The 22429-nt window shown below is 42.6% G+C and carries 15 protein-coding genes; 13 read left to right on the forward strand and 2 right to left on the reverse strand.

Annotation, left to right across the window (positions count from 1 at the left end; genetic code table 11):
- Positions 1–209 precede the first annotated feature (209 nt).
- From CTY47_RS10470 to CTY47_RS10515, 10 genes are all read left to right on the forward strand, one after another.
- Entirely contained in the window at positions 210–1520 is a 1311-nt protein-coding gene (locus CTY47_RS10470) for an acetylxylan esterase (RefSeq protein WP_099464690.1), read from the forward strand.
- Between the two features lie 172 nt (positions 1521–1692).
- The gene (locus CTY47_RS10475) at positions 1693–2625 is read left to right on the forward strand and encodes a FecR family protein (RefSeq protein WP_099464691.1); all 933 of its coding nucleotides are present in this window, start codon (positions 1693–1695) and stop codon (positions 2623–2625) included.
- 233 nt (positions 2626–2858) lie between these two features.
- Positions 2859–6098, forward strand: a complete 3240-nt coding sequence (locus tag CTY47_RS10480) for a TonB-dependent receptor (protein ID WP_099464692.1) — start codon at positions 2859–2861, stop codon at positions 6096–6098.
- Between the two features lie 20 nt (positions 6099–6118).
- A complete protein-coding gene (locus CTY47_RS10485) occupies positions 6119–7732 on the forward strand; it encodes a RagB/SusD family nutrient uptake outer membrane protein (RefSeq protein ID WP_099464693.1) in 1614 nt (537 codons plus the stop codon).
- A 31-nt stretch (positions 7733–7763) separates the two neighbouring features.
- Positions 7764–9311, forward strand: a complete 1548-nt coding sequence (locus CTY47_RS10490) for a sulfatase family protein (RefSeq protein WP_099464694.1) — start codon at positions 7764–7766, stop codon at positions 9309–9311.
- A 114-nt stretch (positions 9312–9425) separates the two neighbouring features.
- Complete coding sequence (locus CTY47_RS10495) at positions 9426–11471, forward strand: beta-L-arabinofuranosidase domain-containing protein (protein WP_099464695.1); 2046 nt, start codon at positions 9426–9428, stop codon at positions 11469–11471.
- 314 nt (positions 11472–11785) lie between these two features.
- Positions 11786–12496, forward strand: a complete 711-nt coding sequence (locus tag CTY47_RS10500) for a tRNA threonylcarbamoyladenosine dehydratase (protein ID WP_099464696.1) — start codon at positions 11786–11788, stop codon at positions 12494–12496.
- A 32-nt stretch (positions 12497–12528) separates the two neighbouring features.
- On the forward strand, positions 12529–13182 hold the full coding sequence (locus CTY47_RS10505) for an ABC transporter ATP-binding protein (protein ID WP_099464697.1): 654 nt from the start codon (positions 12529–12531) through the stop codon (positions 13180–13182).
- Positions 13183–13203: 21 nt separating this feature from the next.
- A complete protein-coding gene (locus CTY47_RS10510) occupies positions 13204–14574 on the forward strand; it encodes a sodium-dependent transporter (RefSeq protein ID WP_099464698.1) in 1371 nt (456 codons plus the stop codon).
- Between the two features lie 76 nt (positions 14575–14650).
- Positions 14651–15373: a ComEA family DNA-binding protein gene (locus CTY47_RS10515; RefSeq protein WP_099464699.1), complete on the forward strand. Its 723-nt coding sequence runs from the start codon at positions 14651–14653 to the stop codon at positions 15371–15373.
- A gap of 26 nt (positions 15374–15399) precedes the next feature.
- On the opposite strand, the gene CTY47_RS10520 is transcribed toward CTY47_RS10515, so the two are convergent.
- Positions 15400–17727, reverse strand: a complete 2328-nt coding sequence (locus CTY47_RS10520) for a TonB-dependent receptor (protein ID WP_099464700.1) — start codon at positions 17725–17727, stop codon at positions 15400–15402.
- Between the two features lie 208 nt (positions 17728–17935).
- On the opposite strand from CTY47_RS10520, the gene CTY47_RS10525 reads away from it, so the two are divergent.
- A complete protein-coding gene (locus tag CTY47_RS10525; protein ID WP_099464701.1) occupies positions 17936–19336 on the forward strand; it encodes an alanine/glycine:cation symporter family protein in 1401 nt (466 codons plus the stop codon).
- Between the two features lie 6 nt (positions 19337–19342).
- Here CTY47_RS10525 and CTY47_RS10530 read toward each other — a convergent pair whose 3' ends face one another.
- Positions 19343–20563, reverse strand: a complete 1221-nt coding sequence (locus tag CTY47_RS10530) for a M16 family metallopeptidase (RefSeq protein ID WP_099464702.1) — start codon at positions 20561–20563, stop codon at positions 19343–19345.
- A gap of 261 nt (positions 20564–20824) precedes the next feature.
- Between CTY47_RS10530 and CTY47_RS10535 the strand changes: the two genes are divergently transcribed.
- A complete protein-coding gene (locus CTY47_RS10535) occupies positions 20825–21436 on the forward strand; it encodes an SIS domain-containing protein (RefSeq protein ID WP_099464703.1) in 612 nt (203 codons plus the stop codon).
- Between the two features lie 6 nt (positions 21437–21442).
- Positions 21443–22372, forward strand: coding sequence for a carbohydrate kinase family protein (locus CTY47_RS10540; RefSeq protein WP_099464704.1), 930 nt, complete (start codon positions 21443–21445; stop codon positions 22370–22372).
- The last annotated feature ends 57 nt before the right edge of the window (positions 22373–22429 follow it).

Genomic DNA, 22429 nt, shown 5'->3' on the forward strand with positions numbered 1-22429 from the left:
TAAAATCGCAAAAAACGTGCCAAAACAGACAACAATATATTCATCAAACAATTACAAATACAGGAATAAAGCCGGAGTGTCCAATAATTTTACAATACTGTCTAATTATTAGACATATATAAAAAATTGATATTTGGCGAAAATGGCATTTTCAGTTTTTTTCTGTAAGTTTGCAACATAGCTTTATTAATAAATTATTTATCTGTATCATGAGAAAAACACTACTTGAGAAAAAAGCGTATGTTAAACGTACGCTTAGTTTATTTATTTTAATTTTCTGTTCTATCGTAACAGCACAGGCACAAAGCAAAGAGATTACCGTGATGGTTTCGCCCGACAAGGCGGATTGCCTGTATACCGAAAACGAACCATGCACATTCACTATCCGTGTATTCAAGGCTCAGAACGAGCTGAAAGGTGTGACAGTCGACTATGAGTTGGGGCCAATCGAATATCCGGCAGAGAAAAAGACAAATCAACCGCTCAAAAACGGCAAGTTGGAGGTGAAAGGGCGCATGTCTGTTCCCGGATTCCTTCGTTGCAAAGTAACAGCCCATGTAAATGGAAGAGATTATTCCGGCCTTGCCACAGTAGGTTATGCTCCCGAAAAAATAAAACCGGTTACGGACATGCCTAAAGACTTCAAGACGTATTGGGATTCGACTTTGGATAAAGCCCGTCAGACAGAACTTAACCCGACAATGGTTTTACTGCCCGAACGTTGTACCGACAAAGTAAATGTATATCACGTCAGTTTCCAGAACGTCCGTCCCGGATCACGCACCTACGGCATTCTTTGCATACCGAAGAAAGAAGGTAAATATCCTGCACTATTACGTGTGCCCGGAGCAGGCATCCGCCCCTACAACGGCGATGTTTACACCGCTTCACAGGGTGCCATAACGCTGGAAATCGGTATTCACGGTATTCCGGTCACCATGACGCAATCTTTTTACAACAACCTTTTCAACGGTGCATTAAAAAACTATTGGCAAATCAACAATACCGACCGTGACGCTTTCTACTACAACCGCGTGATAGCCGGCTGCATACGGGCTGTAGACTTTTTATGCAGTCTTGAGCAATTTGATAATAAAACATTAGGAGTTGCCGGGTCAAGCCAGGGAGGCGCCCTAAGTGTTATCACTGCTGCATTAGACAAACGTGTAACTTTTTACGCTCCCTTGATGCCGGGTATGTGCGATCATCTGGCTTATCTGGAAAAAAGAGCCGGAGGATGGCCGCATTATCTTAGTCAGTCTACAGAAGTTAAGGAAGCGGTTAAAAATGTCTGCAAATATTATGATGTCGTAAACTTTGCCAAATTCCTCACCGTCCCGGGATGGTTTAGTTGGGGGTATAACGATGAAACATGTCCTCCTACCTCCATGCAAGCAGCTTATAATACGATAACTTCGCCTAAAGAATTACATATTTATCCGCAGGACGGACACTTCTGGTATGACGAGCAAGCAGAGGAATGGAGTAATTGGATTTGGAAACAATTGAACATAAACTAAAGATCCATATCGATCCTTAATCATTTAAAAAACATCCCGATCATTTTTTCAAATCATCGGGATGTTTTTTAAAAATGATCGGGATGTTTTTTTTATAATAATATTACTTTTCTACTAGGGATATCTTTCCATGTATCGTTATTTATATAAATCACATAATATATAATACTACATGGAAGAACTTTTACTACGATATATCAAAGGCGAAGCAACCGAAGATGAGAAAAGGTCCGTGATGTTATGGATCGAGCAATCCCCGGAAAATATGCGCCAATATATGGCTACCCGCAAACTATATGATATTTCTTTATGGAATGTAACAAAAGACCACAACCAGACCAAGAAACCTGCACACAAATTTAATCTATATCGCATTGCCATAGAATTTGCCAAAATCGCAGCCATTCTTATCATCTGTTTTATGGTAACCAAGCAATTATTCAACCAGGATACGATTTTACCGGAAATGCAGACTGTCTATGTACCGGCCGGCCAGCGTGTTGAGCTTACTCTTGCCGATGGAACAAAAGTATGGCTTAACTCCCATTCTACATTTAGATTCCCGAATCATTTTACAGCCAATGCACGAAACGTAGAATTGGATGGAGAAGGATATTTCACGGTTCAGCATAACAAAAAAGCCCCATTTACAGTCCAAACAGGAAAATATGCCATACATGTTTTAGGAACCGAATTCAATGTGAAAGCATACAACAGAAGTAATATGTTTGAGACTTCATTATTAAAGGGGGCTGTCGAAATATCATCTCCGGATATGACAAAAAACTTGCGGTTGCGACCAAATGAAATTGCTCAGCTCACCAACGGAAAGCTAACAAAACAGCATATTCCTGATTATAATTATTTCAAATGGAAGGACGGATTGTTCTGCTTTGAAAACGAAACGATCGAAAATCTGATCGAAAAGATGCAACTCTACTATGATGTAACCATAAAGGTAGAACGGGCTCCGCTTCTTCAATATCGTTATTCCGGTAAATTCCGTATAAAAGACGGTATCGAACATGTGCTAAAAGTACTTCAACTCAAACATAAATTTACATACGAAAAAGATGACCAACGTAATCTAATTACAATAAAATAAATCGAATCACATTGTTAATCTTAATTCAGACAAGCCTATGAAGAATGTAACCTGATTATCGTGGTGCAAAAACACGGGGTATATTCACACACACCCCGCGTCAAAGTCAGCACCCTAATGAATTATTACGAAAATTACAAGTGCTAACATCATTAGAAAACAAAAGTATGAAAAAAAATTGGAATAAGAGATTCTTGTGCCCTGAAAAAACACAACACAAAACAATTAGAAGGATGAAGTTAACTTTAATATCGCTATTTATGTTTACCGCCGGCATGTTTGCATCCGTCAATTCCCAAACGATGCGAGTCAACATACAAGTGCGAAACGTAGACACCCGGAAAGTTCTGGAAGAAATAGAAAAGCAAACGGATTATCTGTTTATCTATAACAGTAAAGAAGTGGATCTGCACCGTAAAACCTCTGTTACGGCATCCAACCGCACAGTTGCAGAAGTTCTGTCGGATATTTTCGACAAAACAGATGTCGTATATGCAATGGAGGGAAACAATATTATGTTAATGCGCCGTGAAGCGTCGGTTGCACAACAGTCTCAAAGGACAATTACAGGAACAATAATAGATGATCGCGGAGAGACGGTTATTGGAGCTAATGTAATTATTAAAGGCACCGATCACGGAACGATTACGGATCTTGACGGGAAATTTACTCTGGAAGTCCCAAACTCAGGAAGCATATTACAAATTTCCTATATTGGTTATCTAACGCAAGAAGTTGCCATTAATAATCAAAACAGCTACAACATTCAGCTAAAAAGCGACAATCAGGTATTGGACGAAGTTGTAGTAGTTGGTTACGGTACACAGAAAAAAGGCGAATTGACCTCCTCCATTGCCAGTATTAAAAGCGAATCGTTCGTTAAAGGAGCCGTACAGGATGCCGCCCAATTATTACAAGGTAAAGTAGCCGGCCTGGGAGTAGTATTACCCAATGGAGATCCAACTGCTTCCACACAAATTATGTTACGTGGTGTAGGAACTTTGAGGTCCAGCACTTCACCTCTTGTTATTATTGATGGTGTTCCCGGTGATCTTACTACAGTTGCCACCGAAGACATAGAAAGTATCGATGTGGTAAAAGATGGTTCGGCAGCAGCTATCTACGGTACGCGTGGTAACAATGGCGTTATCTTTATCACTACTAAAAAAGCCAAGGGAGAAACCCCTCTATCTATAGATATACAAGCCTATGTTACGACCCAGCAAGTAAAGAAAAAGCTGAATATGATGAGCGCCGGCGAATATCGCGAACTTGTAAGTCAGGGCGTTGCAGGGGCAAACGACTTTGGATATGACACCGATTGGCTGGACGAAATTACACGTACTCCTGTATCCTGGGTTACAAATGCCAGCTTAAAAGGTGGTACGCGAAATACCAATTATATTGCGAATATTAATTATAAGTCGGCACAAGGTATTATAAAAGAATCGAACAACGATGTATTAACTTCACGTCTGGAAGTTAACCACAGCATGTGGAATGGCTTATTGAAATTCAACTTAAACATCATGGGACGTGAACAGAAGTACCGTATGTTGGGAGAAAAAGATAATGCAGAAAACGGTACTTATAAGTCCAGTTTCAAAGGTGAAATATATCGGAATGCTTTAATCAACAATCCGACAGAACGTCCAAAAGATGACAACGGTAATTGGATTGAACATACCGAAATACATGAATATGCCAATCCTCTTGCTCTTATAGAAGAAAGTAGCGGCGAAGCGAAAAACACGCAATTGCGGACATTCGGAACGGTAACGCTTACCCCTATCCGGCAATGGTTCATCAGGGTATTAGGTTCCCGTACATCATTCAATGAAACCCAGGGTTACGCGGAAACAAAGAAACATCTTTCCACGATCAGAGACAGCAAAAATGGTTATGCTTCAAAGAAAAGTATTTACAAAAGAGAGAATTTACTTGAAGTGACCTCCCAATACAAAGAACAATTCGGGCTACACGATGTAACAGGATTAGTTGGTTATTCATACCAGAATGACATATTTGAAAGGTCTGCCATGACTAACTGGGATTTTCCATCTGATCAATATACTTATAATGATATGGGCTCCGGTGCCGCTTTGAAGAGAGGTGAAGCGACACAACTTACTCAAAAACAAGAAAGCACGCTTATCGGATTCTTTGCCCGCGTAAATTATAATTTTGATAATAAATATCTATTATCTGCAAGCATCCGCCACGAAGGCTCTTCCAAGTTCGGAGCAGATCACAAATGGGGTAATTTCCCTGCTTTCTCTGCAGGTTGGAATCTATTCAATGAAGGATTCATGGAAAGCACAAAGAATATATTAAGCACATTAAAGTTACGTGCCGGATTCGGTGTTACCGGAACAATCCCTACCGAACCTTATTTATCATTAAGCAAATTGGCAACAGGTGATAATTTTTATACAGCAGACGGATGGATACCGACTATCAAACCATCCTCCAACTCAAATCCCGATCTCCGTTGGGAAAAGAAAGAAGAATGGAACGTAGGTATCGATTTCGGTTTCCTGGAAGAACGTATCAGTGGTAGCATCGATTTATATCAGCGTAAAACAAAAGATATGTTATGGCAATACCAGGTTGCCCAACCTCCTTATTTATACGAAAACATCATCGCAAATGCAGGAACAATGGAAAACAAAGGGCTTGAGATCAGCCTGAATTTCATTCCTGTACAAACAAAAGAATTTACATGGGGAAGCACTATCAATTATTCTACCAATAAGAACAAATTGTTGTCTCTTTCCAATGATCGTTTTCAATTAAAATCAGGTTTTCTGGATGAAGGGAATACCGGCGAACCAATCCAACAGAGTACCCATCGTTTGTATGTTGGCGGAGGAGTTGGAGATTTTTACGGATTCAAAGTAGTAGATATTGATGAAGACGGACGCTGGGTTATTGAAGATAAAGACGGTAATCCTAAACCTATATTGGAACAGCAACCTGATGATAAAAAAGTTATTGGGAATGGTTTACCCAAACATTTTTTGAGTTGGATAAATAACTTCAGTTACAAAGGTTTTAATCTGTCTGTCAATATGCGCGGCGCTTTTGGGTTTGATATATTGAATATGCCTAAATTATTTTATGACAGCCCTATATTCCTGGCAAGAGGCAATCTGCTAAATACGGCTTTCGGACCTAAACTGAACGGCAAAAAGTTAAGTAGCCAGCAAGAGTTACAATATGTAAGTTATTATATAGAGAAAGGAGACTATTGGAAAATCGATAACATAACATTAGGCTATACATTCAATCTAAAAAATAATTATCTAAAGAGAGTAAATCTTTATTTCTCAGGAAGCAATCTGTTTACAATAACCGGTTACAGCGGTGTAGATCCGGAGGTAAACGCCAGTGGCCTGAATCCGGGATGCGATACCCGTGAACGTTATCCGTCCACACGCTCGTTTACTCTTGGAACTATACTGACATTCTAATCTACTAAAACTAGAAAATCATGAATAAATTCAATATACATCTATTGGCATTCGGTGCAACAGCACTCCTTATGACTTCTGCTTGCACAAACCTCGATGAAAAGGTATATTCTTCCATCACAGAAAGCTCTTATAACTATACTCTTGGTGACGCAACAAAAGCCGTTGGTTCCATATATGCAAACTTAAGAGGCTACTACGGCGCAGGAAACCGGACACAAGAGATTTCTTCGGACGAAATAATAATGCCTGCAAATATGATTGGCGGATGGGACGACGGAGGTGTGTACCGGCGTATGCACCTCCACATGTGGAATTCGGAGCAAACGCTTATTCTCGATTTATGGAAAAATCAATATACGGGAGTAATTTTGGCAAACCGGGTTTTAAGTCAGCTTAATAATAAAGAATTTCCACTTGCAGCGAACGAGAATGAAAAGCGATTGATAGCAGAGGTACGTGCTTTGCGCGCTTTCCACTACTGGATTATTATGGATAATTGGAATAACGCGCCGTTAATGACAGAACCATCAAACGATCTGCCTTCCAATTCCACCAGACAAGAGATGTTTGATTTTGTAACATCCGAAATCAAGGCCGTAATTGAAGATCTGCCTACAGACAAAACAAACGATACATACGGACGATTCACCAAATGGGCTGCGCATGCACTACTTGCTAATGTTTATCTGAATGCAGAAGTATATGTAGGAACGCCGATGTGGGACAAATGTATTGAAGAATGCAATGCTGTTCTTAATTCGGGTAAATACCAACTGGATGCAGATTACAAGACTCCATTTTCTACACATAACGAAAACTCTTTGGAAAACATTCTGGTGGTTCCGTATGATGAAATTTATGCTAATGGATTCCAATATTATCGCGATGCACTGCATAAAGCAAATAAAGATACTTACAATCTGGAAGCTACGCCTAGCGGAACCGGCTCTTATAAAGGAGTGCCCCAATTTATCGATACGTATGACCCGGACGATGCAAGATTGAATGCAACGTGGTTATCAGGTCCCCAATTTAAAGCGAACGGAGATCCTTGTGTAGGATTTACGGATATGAACAACAAGCCGCTTGTATATGAGAACAAAATGCCAAATGGCATAAACGTTGGCGAAGGTGAAGGCGTAAGATGGCTCAAATATGAAATAGAACAAGGTGCCCGTGCTGGTTTAAACAATGACTTCGTCATTTTCCGTCTGGCACAATTATTCATGATGAAAGCCGAGTCGCTGTTACGCACAGGCAAAGCCGACGAAGCTGCCCAACTGGTTAGTACAGTCAGAGCACGGGCTTTTAAAGATCATCCTGAAAAGGCGAATGTTACCGGTGCACAACTTCAAGAACCATCTTCCTACAAATATGGAACAGTTACTAATTATACGCTTACTCCGCAGAATACGCGTATGCCCGAACAATTCGGACGCTTCTATGATGAATTAGGCTGGGAGTTTGCCGGAGAATTCACAAGAAGACGCGACATGATCCGTTTTGGTACGTACACTAAAGCAAAATGGTTATCGCATGAAAACAGCAGCGATTATCGTTCCGTATTCCCAATACCCCAGCGTGTTTTGGATTCCAACAGCAAGTTAAGCCAGAATCCTAATTACGAATAATGTATTTTCAACGAATTAATAATTATATAATATGAAGATATTCAATTGTAGTGTTTTGGGAGTTGGTTTTTTATTATCCGGCATTACCCTGTCGGCACAAGAACAATCCCGCCCCAACCTGATCTACGTATTCGCAGATCAATTACGGGCAGATGTGCTGGGGTATGCCGGAGATGCCAAAGCCATTACACCTAATATCGATGGTTTTGCCAGGCAAGCCGTCAATTTCGAAAATGCTGTTTCGGTAACTCCGGTAAGCGCCCCTTACCGCTCATGTCTTTTCACGGGGAAATATACAAGCTCGACAGGCATGGTAATAAATGAAATCAATATGAACCCGAACCATCGTACAATAGCCCACGTATTAAACGATGCCGGATATAATCTGGGGTATATCGGAAAAATGCACCTCAACGACCAGCATCGCCGAAGCTACGAACGTGGCCCCGAACGCATGGGTTTCAATGGATACTGGGCTGCCTATTCATTCAACCACGACAGTTATAAATCGTATTACTACACGGATGATGAAAACGGAGAACAGGTAAAAGTGGACTTAACCGGGCAATACGGCCCGGATGTCTTTACAGGATTAGCCGTAGATTACATTAAAAAAGAAGCGAATAAAGACAAACCGTTTGCCTTGTTCCTCTCATGGAATCCAACGCATGACCCGTGGATAAAAGAGAATGTTCAAGAAAGTTGTTACGAGAAGTTTAAAAACACCCGATTTGAGCTGCCGGACAATTTCAGCAACGTTCCGGACAAATATATGGACCGTGTTCCTCAGGAATTCTTTGACGGCGATTCCGCCTGGAAAGAAAGCTTCATTAAAGGAGGGGGCTATCAGGAAACCATGCGTTGCTACTACTCTATGGTTAATTCAATCGATGAAGAATTCGGACGCATATTATCGGCTATAGACGACATGGGGATTGCCGACAACACGATTGTTGTCTTTACCTCCGACCACGGAGAAATGTTCGCATCGCAAGGCAAGATGTACAAACTGACGTTTTACGATGAAGCCGCACGCATCCCTTTCCTGATCCGTTACCCCAAATTAGGAACCAAAGGAGAAAGCGATGCCTGCCTGAATACACCGGATATTACTCCCACCCTTTTAGGATTAATGGGATTGGATAAACAGATTCCACAGGAAATGGAAGGCAAAGACCTGAGTTTTATTCTTCGCCATGAAAAAGGGGAAGAACCTCCATTCGCTTTCATGCAGGGAATGGGACATACTTATCAATGGAAAGACGGCTTTGAGTGGCGTGCCGTTCGCGACAAGCGCTATACTTATGCCAAATATCTGGTAGACGGCTCGGAACTGCTGTTCGACAGAGAAAAAGATCCTCATCTGAAACAGAACGTTATCGATAAGGAAGAATATGCCGGTGTCTTGAATAAATTAAGAACCGGAATGAGCGGCAAGATGAAAGAACTTAACGATGAGTTCAAGCCCTGTACCTGGTATCGCGAACATTGGATGTACAAAAACTACAGCATCAAGGCGGCCGCACATGGCGAGTTTGGCCCGCTACCTCCAATTGAACCCCGCCGTACTCAGGATTGACAAACAGATCGGGTACGGTCGATTATTTATCCGCAATAACACTTTTCAGAAATAAATACCTATTTTTGGGAAGTGTTATTAAATTCTTTATAATTCTCTAATTAAATCACGACCATGAAACACGTAGCAATGGCCGCACTGGCGGCTTTCATTACGGCTGCTCCGCTGTCTGCAAACACGGAAGCCGGAAGAAATGAAAGTATCAATCTGAATTATCAAAACAATCGTTATCCTTTGGTTACAAAACCCTATATGGAGCTTCCCATCGGAACAATCAAACCGTCCGGATGGCTGAACGAACAACTAAAGCGCATGGCCGATGGCATGACCGGCAACCTCGACCAGATATACGAGAAAGTTATGGGACAACGCAACGGCTGGCTCGGAGGTGACGGCGACGTCTGGGAACGCGGGCCGTACTGGATAGACGGTCTTCTTCCGTTAGCCTACATCATGAACGACCAGAAGCTGATCGAAAAGGTTAAGCCCTGGATCGAATGGACGCTAGCCTCACAAAAAGAGAACGGCTATTTCGGCCCCGATACCGACCGCCCCTACGAACCCGGTCTGCAACGCGACAACACCCACGACTGGTGGCCCAAGATGGTGGTGCTGAAAATCATGCAGCAATATTATTCGGCAACCGGCGACCAGCGCGTCATCCCATTCCTCACAAACTATTTCAAATACCAGCTTAATGAGTTGCCAACCTCTCCCCTGGGCAAATGGACTTTCTGGGGAGAACAACGCGGAGGCGATAACCTGATGATTGTATATTGGCTTTACAACATCACCGGAGATAAATTCCTGCTCGATCTGGGTGAACTGATCCACAAACAGACGTTTGACTGGACTAAGATTTTCCTTGAAAAAGATTATCTTGCCCGCCAGCACAGCCTGCACTGTGTAAATCTGGGACAAGGATTCAAAGAACCCGTTATCTACTATCAGCAAAGCGGAGACAAAAAACAACTGGAAGCCGTAAAAACCGCCTGCAACACGATCCGCAACACGATAGGCCTGCCTACCGGATTATGGGGAGGCGACGAATTATTACGGTTTGGCAGCCCTACAACCGGATCCGAACTCTGTACAGCCGTCGAAATGATGCTTTCTTTGGAAAAAATGCTGGAAATAACCGGCGACGTGCAATGGGCAGATCATCTGGAACGCGTAGCTTACAACGCCCTGCCAACACAGGTTACGGACAATTACGATGCCCGCCAGTATTACCAGCAGACAAATCAGGTAACCGTTTCACGCGAATGGCGCAACTTCGTAACTCCACACGAAGATACGGACATTCTTTTCGGAACACTTACAGGTTATCCTTGTTGCACGTCCAATCTTCATCAGGGCTGGCCTAAGCTGGTGCAAAACCTCTGGTATGCCACGGCAGACAACGGAATAGCCGCCCTGGTTTACGCGCCGTCTGTGGTAACAGCCAAAGTAGCAGACAATGTTACGGTAAAGATTGACGAAAAAACAAACTATCCGTTTGACGAACAAGTCCTATTCGACATCCATTTCCCGGAGAAGGCAAAAGAGGCATTCTTCCCGATCCATTTGCGCATCCCGGCCTGGTGCCAGAACCCGGTAATCATGCTTAACGGACAAACATTGGAATGCGAAGCTTTTGCCGGCGAAATTACACGCATCAACCGCAAGTGGAAGAACGGCGATCAATTAAGCATCCAATTCCCAATGCAGGTAGAATCCGAACAATGGTACGACGGTGCTGCCGTAATTAAACGCGGGCCGTTACTCTATGCACTGAAGATGGACGAGAAATGGGAGAAGAAAAACTTTGAACCCGAGAAGGCTGCAATTTATGGCCCGTGGTATTATGAAGTAACTTCAGACAGCCCGTGGAACTATGCTTTGTCACACAAAGACCTGCGCCCCGAATCTATCGGAAAATCGTTCATTGTAGAAAAAAGCGCCTCTGTTTCAACTTATCCCTGGAACGTGGAAAACGCGCCTGTTAAGATCAAGGCAAAAGGAAAACGGCTGAACGGATGGACACTATCCCGCGGCTCGGCTGCAGACGTAGCCTATTACATCCAAATTGGCGAAGATACCGGCAAGGAAGAACCGATCGAATTGATTCCGTATGGCTGCACAACGCTTCGCATTACCGAATTTCCTATCCGGGATTAAGCCCGGATAGCTCCGTACCCCTACAAAAGTATGACCCACACGCTGGCGAAGCCTCTGTAGGGGTACAAACGTATCAGCGGAGCGCCGGCGAAGGTTTTGTAGCCCTACAAAATGATCACCGGCGTAGCTGCAATGGTTTCGTACCCCTACAAAATAGTTACCGGAGCGCCGGCAAGCCTTTGTAGCCCTACAGAGGTTTCGCCGGCGCTCCGGTGATAGTTTTGTACCACTCCGAAGCTCCTTCTTCGTTAAAATATAAAGAATCCAAAGCCAATTCCTTCTGTTTTATTACTTTTGTAATCAAAAAAAGATAAATGAGTTACAGTTGGAATACACGGACGGAACTTTTGCTGGGAGCAGACCGCATGGAATATCTTGCCAAAGCGCATGTATTGGTCGTTGGACTGGGCGGCGTAGGTGCTTATGCAGCAGAACAGATTTGCCGCGCCGGAATTGGCCACATGACAATTGTTGACGCCGATACGGTAAACGAAAGCAACCTCAACCGGCAACTTCCCGCACTTCATTCCACCCTGGGGAAACCCAAAGCAGAAGTAATGGCCAGCCGTCTGACGGACATAAATCCCAAACTAAAGCTGACGGTAATTAACGAATTCCTTCGCGACGAACGGACAGAAGAAGTGCTATCGGCAAAATTCGACTTCATTGTCGATGCAATCGACTCACTCAGCCCCAAAGTATTCCTCATTTATCACGCCTGCCAGCGGGGCATTCCTATTATTTCCTCTATGGGAGCCGGAGCCAAAACAGATCCGTCGCAAGTCAAGATCGACGATATATCGAAAACATGCAGCTGTGCCCTTGCCAAAGCCGTCAGGAAACGGCTCCGCGGAATGGGCATCAATCGCGGCGTACCGGTTGTCTTCTCAACCGAAATGGCCAATCCGGATGCCATCATAGAAATAGACAACGAACAATGCAAGCGATCAACCACCGGCACGGTATCCTATATGCCAGCCCTGTTTGGTTGTTATCTGGCCTCCCACGTAATACGCAATATTTAATCGTCAATTATTATTTTCAACTGCCAATCGATATGATTCAAACCCAAGGAATAACGAAAAGCTTCGGCACCCTTCAAGTACTGAAAGGCATCGACCTCACGATAGAAAAAAGTGAAATAGTAGCCATCATCGGTCCCAGTGGAGCCGGAAAAACGACACTTCTTCAAATCATCGGAACCCTGGACTCACCGGACAGTGGACGTTTAACCATTAACGGAACAGAAACCGGACGGCTCAAAGACAAAGAGCTGGCTGCTTTCCGCAACAAAAATATAGGTTTCGTATTTCAGTTCCACCAGCTTTTACCCGAGTTCACAGCACTGGAAAACGTAATGATTCCGGCACTAATAGCCAAAGAAAAACCGGGAGTTGCCGAAAAAAGAGCGAAAGAGATGCTCGATTTCCTGAAGCTGTCCGACCGCATGGGCCACAAACCGGCCGAACTCTCCGGCGGAGAGAAGCAACGGGTAGCCGTAGCACGCGCCTTGATCAACAATCCGGCAGTTATCCTTGCCGATGAACCGTCCGGCAGCCTGGACACGAAGAACAAAGAAGAATTGCATGCGCTCTTTTTTGAATTGCGGGAGCAGATGAAACAAACATTCATCATCGTAACCCACGACGAACAATTAGCATCGAACGTAGACCGGGTTATACACATCAAAGACGGCGTGGTATTAGAATAAACCAAATCAAGTATTTTTTATATGACACAAAATAACAGAGTAACATTCGGAAGCAAGATAGGAGTAATACTAGCCACCGTAGGTTGTGCCGTAGGGCTAGGCAGTATCTGGCGTTTCCCATATATGGTAGGAGCAAACGGAGGAGGTGCATTCCTGCTGGTATTTATTATCTGCACCGTTTTGTTCGGGCTTCCGATCATGATTACGGAGTTCTTTATAGGCCGCCACTCACGCAGCAATGCAGCCGGAGCATTTAAGAAACTGGCACCCGGTACGAAGTGGAGTCTGATTGGTTACAACGGTGTATTGGCCGCCTTTCTTATTCTCGGATTCTATTCGGTTGTTTCCGGCTGGACGCTGGAATATATATGGCAGGCTATATCCGGTTCACTGGCCGGCAAATCGGCATCCGAATTTACTGCCGATTTCGAAACCTTTTCAAGTAGCGCCTTACGACCTATCGGCTGGACACTGATATTCGTGGCACTGACCCATTTCATCATTATCTCGGGTGTAGAAAAAGGAATTGAACGGGCATCCAAAATAATGATGCCGGCATTGTTCCTGATATTACTCATCTTATGTGTACGCTCTATTACTCTGGACGGAGCGTCCGAAGGGCTTTCGTTCTTGTTTAAACCGGATTTCGATAAAATTACATCATCGGTTATCTTAAGTGCAATGGGGCAAACATTCTTTGCGATGAGTATAGGCATGGGATGTCTTATCACTTATTCTTCTTATTTTTCGAGCGATACGAAACTACAGCTGACAGCCATACAAGTTATTGCTCTGAACACATTGGTAGCGTTGCTTGCAGGGATCATGATATTTCCGGCGGTATTCAGTTTCGGTATTGAACCGACTGCCGGGCCAGAACTGGTATTTATCACCCTCCCGAACGTATTCGAGCAACTGCCTTTCGGCAATATCTGGTCGCTGATCTTTTTTATCCTTCTGGCACTGGCGGCACTTACATCCACAATTTCTTTACATGAAGTAGCCACAGCCTACGTACACGAAGAATATCACATGACAAGAAAAAAAGCAGCCTGGTTTGTCTCCGCAGGCGTATCTGTTATTGCTATCCTCTGTTCCCTCTCTTTCGGCATGCTGAAGGAGTTTACCATAGGTGGCCTGACCATCTTCAATGCATTGGACTATCTCACGGCCAAGATCATGATGCCGCTGGGAGGCATGTTCATCTGTATATTTGTAGGGGTGCGCATTGATAAAAAAGTATTGAAAGCAGAACTGACGAATAAAGGGACTGTCAAGTTTTACCTGTTCAACACATACGCCTTTTTCATAAAGTACATTGCCCCGGTTGCAATCGGTATCATCTTTGTAAATGAGCTAGGCCTTATCAAATGGATCACCCGCCTTTTCTAAAATAAAAGACAGGAGTTACTTGCCTATCAAAAGGTAACTCCTATCTTTACAACACATATTATTAAAACCTGGAACTATGAACTGGCGTGATTTATTTTATTTCTCGAAAGGAGAAAGGAGAGCATTAACCGTATTACTTATACTGATCTCTCTTTCGTGGCTCGCTTTACAATTCAAAGAAAATAAACAAGAGGCCGATTTGCCTAAGGCAACGGCTTCATTTAACAACACGGCCGTTCCATCCGAAGCAACCCGTACCAACAATCCGCAAAGCAAGAATCCATCATCCGGTTCCCAAAGTCCCAAGCATTCCTTTCGGAAGAAATCCGGATTCCTTCGGGGAGAAAATAGAATTTCATCCGAAAGAAAGTCTTTTTATACCCGGAAATTCCCTGAAGGGACAATCGTAGAATTGAACTCTGCCGACACCACCATCTTAAAGAAAGTTCCGGGCATTGGAAGCACCTTTGCACGGCGCATCATCAAGTACCGGAACTTATTAGGCGGATTTTACTCTGTTACACAGCTTAGCGAAGTCTATGGAATAGACGAAGAACGATATGAAGCAATGAAATCGTGGTTTACGGTAGATGTGTCATTGATCTGTCAGCTTCATGTTAACATAATGTCATCGAAAAAGCTAAGCAAACATCCTTATATCAGTTACCGGCAAGCTCGCTGCATCGAACAACTGGTAAAGCAAAAAGGCAGACTTTCCGGATGGGAAAACCTGCAGTTACTTGAAGAGTTTACAAAGACAGACAAGGAACATTTAGTCCCTTACCTGTCCTTTGATTAAAAAAACAGCAAAGTGTATGAGTATTTTTATTTTCCTGTACTCATAACGCCCGAATCATTATCGGAGTTATTAAGTTTCTTCTGTCCGGCACTGTATTTGCGTCCGAAAGAGAAATTATAAGAAACAGTTGCTACAAACAAGCGTGAGCTTTCCTTTATATACATCGACCGTTTATAAGAAGCATACTTGTTCCAATTCTCCGTTTCAACCTTATAATTATCCGTAAACGGGTTTATTACACGCATCCCTACATTTAAACCCTTATGGCGATAGCTCAACATAATGCCTTGTATATTTTCTCCGCCGGTCAATGTCTCACCCTTAAACCAGTTCCAATTTGTGATCACCATATACCAAAGCGACCATTTCTTCCAGGTTACGGATGCATTAACGTCGCACCACCAATTCGTGTAACGATGTCTATAGGCATTTCCGTTACTTATATAATGATTCACACCACCATCAAAAGAAATCTGGAAAATATCTTTAACAGGGCCGAATTTTATATTGGCATTTGCAACCACACGTTGCCAGTTCTTCTGGTTATCCCAGGTCTGGATAATCTTATTCCCTTCCTGATACTTTTCATCCATGATAGCATCAGGTTGATACTCATAAGCACCGGTAAAATTGGTATAAAACAAACCTTTGCGGAACTCATAATTCAATTCGGTATAATAACTCATATATGTTTTCAGATCCGGGTTACCGCGTTGTATCTGCAAAGAGTCAATCATCTGGTCAATAGCACTCAATTCGCCTAATGAAGGAGTCACATTCCCAATAGTTGCTTTAAGACGGACAGAAGACTCACCGGGAAGCGGACAGAAAAGAGTTAACCGGGGATTAACCGTATAGCGTTCATACTCTTCGTCCGAACCACGCTGATTATAATAAGAACGGCTTACTCCTACTCCCAAAGAATAATCCACTTTCTTTAATTTCCCTTTAAACTCGCCATACATAAAGGTTTCTGCCTGTACCATGTGGGTCTTATAATTATGCCCGTTGATATAAGCATTATCCGAATACGATTGCGTATGCCGCACACCTCCGCTTATACGGTTGGCATTACCCAGTTTTTTCTCATAAATGGCTTCCCCGATCAATGAATATTTCTCGCCATTAACCCTGTTATTAATATCCGTCAGCACTTCTTCATTGCGGCTCTCTTTATAAACACGGGCTGTTTTTGTCTTGTTATAGGTTCCGACCAGATTAAAAACCAGGGTCTGGTCATTCTTTAAATTCCGCTGATAATATAAATCCAAAGCCGGGGTTTTATAATCATTGTCATTACGGTCGATCATATCCACCTTATCATCCGGATTTTTCTTATTCATCAATACGCCTCTATAATCCCAATACGGCTGGTGCGTGGTATTATAGCGAAAAGCAGCATTAAACATATATTTTTCAGGTTCCTGATAACTGTAATTCAGATTCAGATTATGCATGAACATACGGCCCCGTGCCGGTTCTCCAATTTCTACGCGGTTTAATGATGTCCCGTCTGCCAAATGGAATTCTTCTTCATTATTACGTTTCAGTCCGTAGAAATCGCGCGGACCGATCCGATAGTAAGCACCCCACTCCGATTTTTTATGATTCACCTTAGCCGACGCATTATATTCTCCCCACATAGCATTCAATCCCTGTGCCATATCCACAGCAAAACTACCTCCGGTGTCCGGACGGCGCACGATATAATCCAATACAATATCGGCGTTTCCATAACGAAGCCCCGGATTATCATGATACTCTATACGGATAATATCAGAAGGAATCAAGGCCTTTATATCTTCCTGTTCAACCTTCACCCCGTTAATACGTAATTGAACCACCCCATTTCCCGGCATCTTAATCTGGTTGTTCAACACATCTACCTGAACACGCGGCAACATCATTTGCTGAAGCAGATCCATTCCATTAGAAGAAGCCTTCAACTGACGTTCGGAAGGAAAAACAATCTTGCGATCCATACGACTTGTCTGTCCTGATGCAGTAACTGTTACATTATCCAGAGACACAGCCGCGTCTCCCAGCAAAATATCGCCAAGTACAACGCTCTTAGAAAAACCATCCAACGTTATATATCCTGTATTATATCCAAGACTGGAAACGACTAATATATAATTGCCTGGCATTACTTTATCAAGCGAAAAATTCCCCTTTTCATTTGTAGTCGTGCCCTGAACAAAAACCGAGTCGCGCGTTTGCAATACTACATTGGCAAATTCCAATGTCTCATTGCTTTGGGCATTTTTCACTTGTCCTTTTATCATTAAATTTTGGGCAAAAACTTCTGTTACCATGCAGCAAAGCAGCACGATCACCATACTTATCCGTTTCATAATGCTATTGTGTTATTTCTTCTTCGCAGGATGGTCCGTCCCGCTTGTAATTTGTTTTTGTTGATAAGACGACACAACACCATTACTGGTTACATTTCAAAAGCAAAAAATCCTAATAAAACTCAGAGATCATTCAGCAACATCCATATATATAGATTTTTATGTATGTTTGCATCAGATAAATTTATTATTTTGAAAAGCTACCTTTATGGATATATTAAACGGATGGATCAGTGGAATAAATGAAATTCTTTGGTCATACATATTAATCGTTATGTTATTGGGTTGTGCCGTATGGTTTACCCTGAAAACCCGTTTCGTACAATTCCGCATGATCGGGGAAATGATTCGTTTATTAGGAGATTCCGGTACCACGCATAATAAGGAAGAGAAACATGTTTCTTCGTTTCAGGCATTTGCCGTATCACTGGCCAGCCGTGTAGGCACAGGCAACCTGGCAGGCGTAGCAACTGCAATTGCAGTTGGCGGCCCGGGAGCCGTATTCTGGATGTGGCTGATTGCTTTGCTGGGTTCGTCAAGTGCGTTTGTAGAATCTACTTTGGCACAATTATATAAAAGAAAAGGGAAAGAATCGTTTATCGGCGGCCCGGCCTACTACATGCTGTACGGACTGAAACTGAGATGGATGGGAGTATTATTTGCCATATTGATTTCCATTACATTCGGCTTTGCCTTCAACTCGGTACAAAGCAATACCATTTGTGCCGCATGGGAAGGGGCATTTGGCATAGACCACGTTCTGGCAGGAGTAATTATTACAATACTCACCTTACTTATCATATTTGGAGGCATACAGCGGATTGCTAAAGTGAGCAGTATCGTTGTTCCGGTAATGGCGTTAGGATATATCGCCCTGGCATTGGGAATCGTCTTATTCAATATCACCCGGTTACCCGAGGTATTCGAAACCATCATTGCTAATGCTTTCGGTTGGGAACAAATGGCCGGAGGAGCTGTAGGGGCTGCACTTATGCAAGGTATCAAGCGAGGATTATTCAGTAATGAGGCAGGTATGGGATCGGCTCCCAACGTAGCAGCCACAGCAGATGTGTCGCACCCGGTAAAGCAAGGATTAATACAGGCCTTGGGCGTATTTACCGACACATTAATTATATGTACGTGCACAGCATTTATTATCCTGTTCAGCGGTGCGCCGCTGGACGGTTCCATCAATGGCGTACAACTCACACAACATGCCCTGACAAACGAAGTTGGCAATATAGGCAGTATTTTCGTGGCTTTAGCAATTCTGCTTTTCGCTTTCAGCAGTATTATTGGTAACTATTATTACGGAGAAGCAAATATCCGTTTCATCACTTCAAGGAAAAGCATATTGTTTCTTTACCGTCTGCTGGTAGGCGGCATGGTCATGTTCGGAGCATTGGCAAGCTTGGATCTGGCATGGAGCCTGGCGGATGTTACAATGGGGCTGATGACAATCTGTAATCTGATAGCCATCTCTTTACTCAGCAAACAAGCGTTTCTCTTACTAAAAGATTATCTTTTACAGAAAAAGAAAGGCATTAAAAACCCGGTATTTTCCAAATCCGATATACCGGAGCTCAAAGGGGAAATAGAATGCTGGTAAAAACCATTATTCATAAATAAGACTTGATAAATTATCGAGGGCAAAAATTTCATTTGCTACCTCCTGTATCTCTTCGGCTGTCAGTTTTTCTACCTTAGCGAACACTTCGGATAATGTATCATAACGATTATAATGAAGAAAGCTTTTCCCCAGACCTAAAAAAAGACCTTCACGATTGTCGCCCGACACACCTAATTGTCCAATAACCTGTTTCTTCGCAGCACTCAATTGCGTTGCCGACAATTTCACATCACGTAATTTATCCAGTTCCTTATGCACAAGCCGGATCGCTTTTTCTTTATTTTTAGGATCGGTACCGAAGTAAATACTTGCCAGTCCGGTATCGGTATAAGAGGTGACATTAGACTCTACGTTATACACCAATCCGTTTTTTTCCCTGAGCGATACATTTAAACGGTTATTCATTCCCGGACCGCCCAATAAATTATTAAGGAGAAACAACGGAATACGTTTCTCATCAAACATACTGTAAGCCCGGCCTCCAATCAGCACATGTGCCTGATGCGTATCTTTATGTATTTTTCTTTCACAGGGAAGAATAGGGCCAGGTGCTTTACGGACACGTTCAGCCATCGGAAATGAGATTCCCGTCAAGGCATTTTCAGCCATTTTCACGATCTTACTAAAAGAGATACGTCCCATAGAGAAAAACACCATGTTTTCGGGAGCATAAAAACGACGCATAAAAGAACGTCCTGATCCGGAGTCAAAGCTCAAAAGGGATTTTTCATCCCCTAATATGTTATGCCCTAATGCGTGATCCTTAAAGAGCAGGTTTTCAAATTCATCAAATATCAATTCGGAGGGACTGTCTTCATACGAATTAATTTCGTCCAGAATCACATCCACCTCTTTTTCTATCTCTTGTTCCGGAAATTGAGAATAAAATATCAGGTCGATAAGTAATTCAAAAGCCCGCCGGTAATGTTCCTCCATAAAAACAGAATACACAAAAGTCTCTTCTTTTGTTGTATAAGCATTTAGCTCTCCGCCCACATTCTCCATCCGGTTCAGGATATGCCAGGCTTTCCTCTTCTTCGTTCCTTTAAACACCATGTGTTCCACAAAATGAGCCAAGCCAAATTCGTCTGCATTTTCATCACGCGTACCGGCATTAACCGCAAATCCGCAATAAGACACAGGAGAATCGACAGGAAGATGAACAATCCGAAGCCCGTTAGATAATGTATGAGAAAAGTATTCCATTTCTACCTTTACTTAAATTACGCCGCAAAAGTACATATAATATATTGTTCTTTTTACAAAACACAAAAGTATATCCATGTTTGCCTTTAATCCATTTATCATAAACGATCGGGATCGTTTTTCAAATTCATCCCGATGATTTTCTAAAATGATCGGGATGAAATTATAAGGTTCTTATTATGCGAGTATCACCAAAAGTAGGTACTTTTGCAAATCGGTATTAAAAAACAATCAGGCCGTTAAATATTACAAACGACAGTTATGACACACGAGAGCATCTCTTTATTATTGGAACAGGAAGCCCAAGCAGTACGTAATATTCCTATTTCTCCGGGTTATGAAGAAGCCGTATCACTCATTACACATCACGTACACAAACTGGGAGGAAAGCTGATTACGAGCGGAATGGGCAAAGCCGGACAAATCGCGATGAACATCGCTACAACTTTCAGCTCTACCGGCACTCCCGCATTCTTTCTGCATCCAAGCGAAGCCCAACACGGCGATCTGGGCATTGTCAGGGATAATGACATTATGTTGCTTATATCCAATTCCGGCAAAACACGTGAGTTAGTCGAATTAGTAGAATTGACACAAGGATTGGCTCCCGATATGAAATTTATCGTTATAACCAGCAATCCGGATAGTCCTTTAGCCAATGCGGCTACAGTCTGTTTGTTAACCGGTGCTCCTAAAGAAGTTTGTCCTTTAGGGCTTACGCCTACCACATCCACAACCGTAATGACCGTTATTGGAGATATTCTGGTAGTCAGCACGATGAAGCGTATTAACTTCAATAATAAAGACTACGCCAAACGGCATCATGGCGGCTATTTGGGATCAAAAAGCCGCGAACAAAGCAAAAATGAATAATACGCTATGAGAAAAGTAATTGGCATCGGAGAAACTATCCTCGATATCATATTCAAAGGAGACCAACCGCATACGGCCGTACCGGGAGGATCTGTATTTAACGGGCTGGTATCATTAGGGCGGATAGGCGTCCCGGTTTCTTTTATCAGCGAAATAGGAAATGACCGGGTCGGGGAAATCATACGAAAGTTTATGGAAAAGAACCATATTTCTACCGACTTTGTAGATTGTTTTCCTGATGGAAAAAGCCCTGTTTCTTTAGCTTTCCTGAATGATGAAAATAATGCCAATTATATCTTTTATAAAGATTATCCGGCACAACGGCTCGAAGTTGCATTACCCCGTATCAATGAAGACGATATATTCATATTCGGTTCTTACTATTCCCTTAATCCGGTATTAAGAAACCGGATGATTGAATTTTTACAATACGCACACGAAAGAAAGGCCATTATTTATTATGACCCGAATTTTCGCAAGGCGCATGCCCACGAAGCAATCCGCCTGACTCCAACCGTTCTTGAAAACCTTGAATATGCAGATATAGTACGCGGTTCGGATGAAGACTTTCTAAATCTGTTTGGCAAAACAGACATGCAAACCGTATATAAAGAACATATCAAATTCTATTGCAGCCGTTTTATTTCGACGCATGGCGAAAACGGAGTAAACCTATTCACCAATACGATGAATGAGCATTTTGATGCCCCTTCCATTCGTCCCGTAAGTACAATAGGAGCCGGCGATAATTTTAATGCAGGAATTATTTTCGGCCTGTTGCAACAAGATGTACGCTATGCGGACCTGAATACGTTAAGTAAAGAAAAGTGGGAGAAAATCATACGCTGCGGTATGGATTTTGCATCGGAGGTATGTCAAAGCTATAACAATTACATATCCGAAGAATTTGCAGCCACTTATCCGAGACAGTCTTAAATAACATTAAGCCAGGCTACAAAAGATTCCGTTTTTATTATCTTTGTAAACAAAGCA

Source organism: Parabacteroides provencensis, assembly GCF_900232875.1.
Lineage (GTDB): Bacteria > Bacteroidota > Bacteroidia > Bacteroidales > Tannerellaceae > Parabacteroides > Parabacteroides chinchillae.

Excerpts from the sequence above, each read along its gene's own strand:
- CTY47_RS10470 (WP_099464690.1), top strand. The coding sequence starts at position 210 with ATGAGAAAAACACTACTTGAGAAAAAAGCGTATGTTAAACGTACGCTT.
- CTY47_RS10525 (WP_099464701.1), top strand. The coding sequence starts at position 17,936 with ATGGATATATTAAACGGATGGATCAGTGGAATAAATGAAATTCTTTGG.
- CTY47_RS10510 (WP_099464698.1), top strand. The coding sequence starts at position 13,204 with ATGACACAAAATAACAGAGTAACATTCGGAAGCAAGATAGGAGTAATA.
- CTY47_RS10475 (WP_099464691.1), top strand. The coding sequence starts at position 1,693 with ATGGAAGAACTTTTACTACGATATATCAAAGGCGAAGCAACCGAAGAT.
- CTY47_RS10520 (WP_099464700.1), bottom strand. The coding sequence starts at position 17,727 with ATGAAACGGATAAGTATGGTGATCGTGCTGCTTTGCTGCATGGTAACA.
- CTY47_RS10535 (WP_099464703.1), top strand. The coding sequence starts at position 20,825 with ATGACACACGAGAGCATCTCTTTATTATTGGAACAGGAAGCCCAAGCA.
- CTY47_RS10495 (WP_099464695.1), top strand. The coding sequence starts at position 9,426 with ATGAAACACGTAGCAATGGCCGCACTGGCGGCTTTCATTACGGCTGCT.
- CTY47_RS10485 (WP_099464693.1), top strand. The coding sequence starts at position 6,119 with ATGAATAAATTCAATATACATCTATTGGCATTCGGTGCAACAGCACTC.
- CTY47_RS10515 (WP_099464699.1), top strand. The coding sequence starts at position 14,651 with ATGAACTGGCGTGATTTATTTTATTTCTCGAAAGGAGAAAGGAGAGCA.
- CTY47_RS10540 (WP_099464704.1), top strand. The coding sequence starts at position 21,443 with ATGAGAAAAGTAATTGGCATCGGAGAAACTATCCTCGATATCATATTC.
- CTY47_RS10530 (WP_099464702.1), bottom strand. The coding sequence starts at position 20,563 with ATGGAATACTTTTCTCATACATTATCTAACGGGCTTCGGATTGTTCAT.
- CTY47_RS10500 (WP_099464696.1), top strand. The coding sequence starts at position 11,786 with ATGAGTTACAGTTGGAATACACGGACGGAACTTTTGCTGGGAGCAGAC.
- CTY47_RS10505 (WP_099464697.1), top strand. The coding sequence starts at position 12,529 with ATGATTCAAACCCAAGGAATAACGAAAAGCTTCGGCACCCTTCAAGTA.
- CTY47_RS10480 (WP_099464692.1), top strand. The coding sequence starts at position 2,859 with ATGAAGTTAACTTTAATATCGCTATTTATGTTTACCGCCGGCATGTTT.
- CTY47_RS10490 (WP_099464694.1), top strand. The coding sequence starts at position 7,764 with ATGAAGATATTCAATTGTAGTGTTTTGGGAGTTGGTTTTTTATTATCC.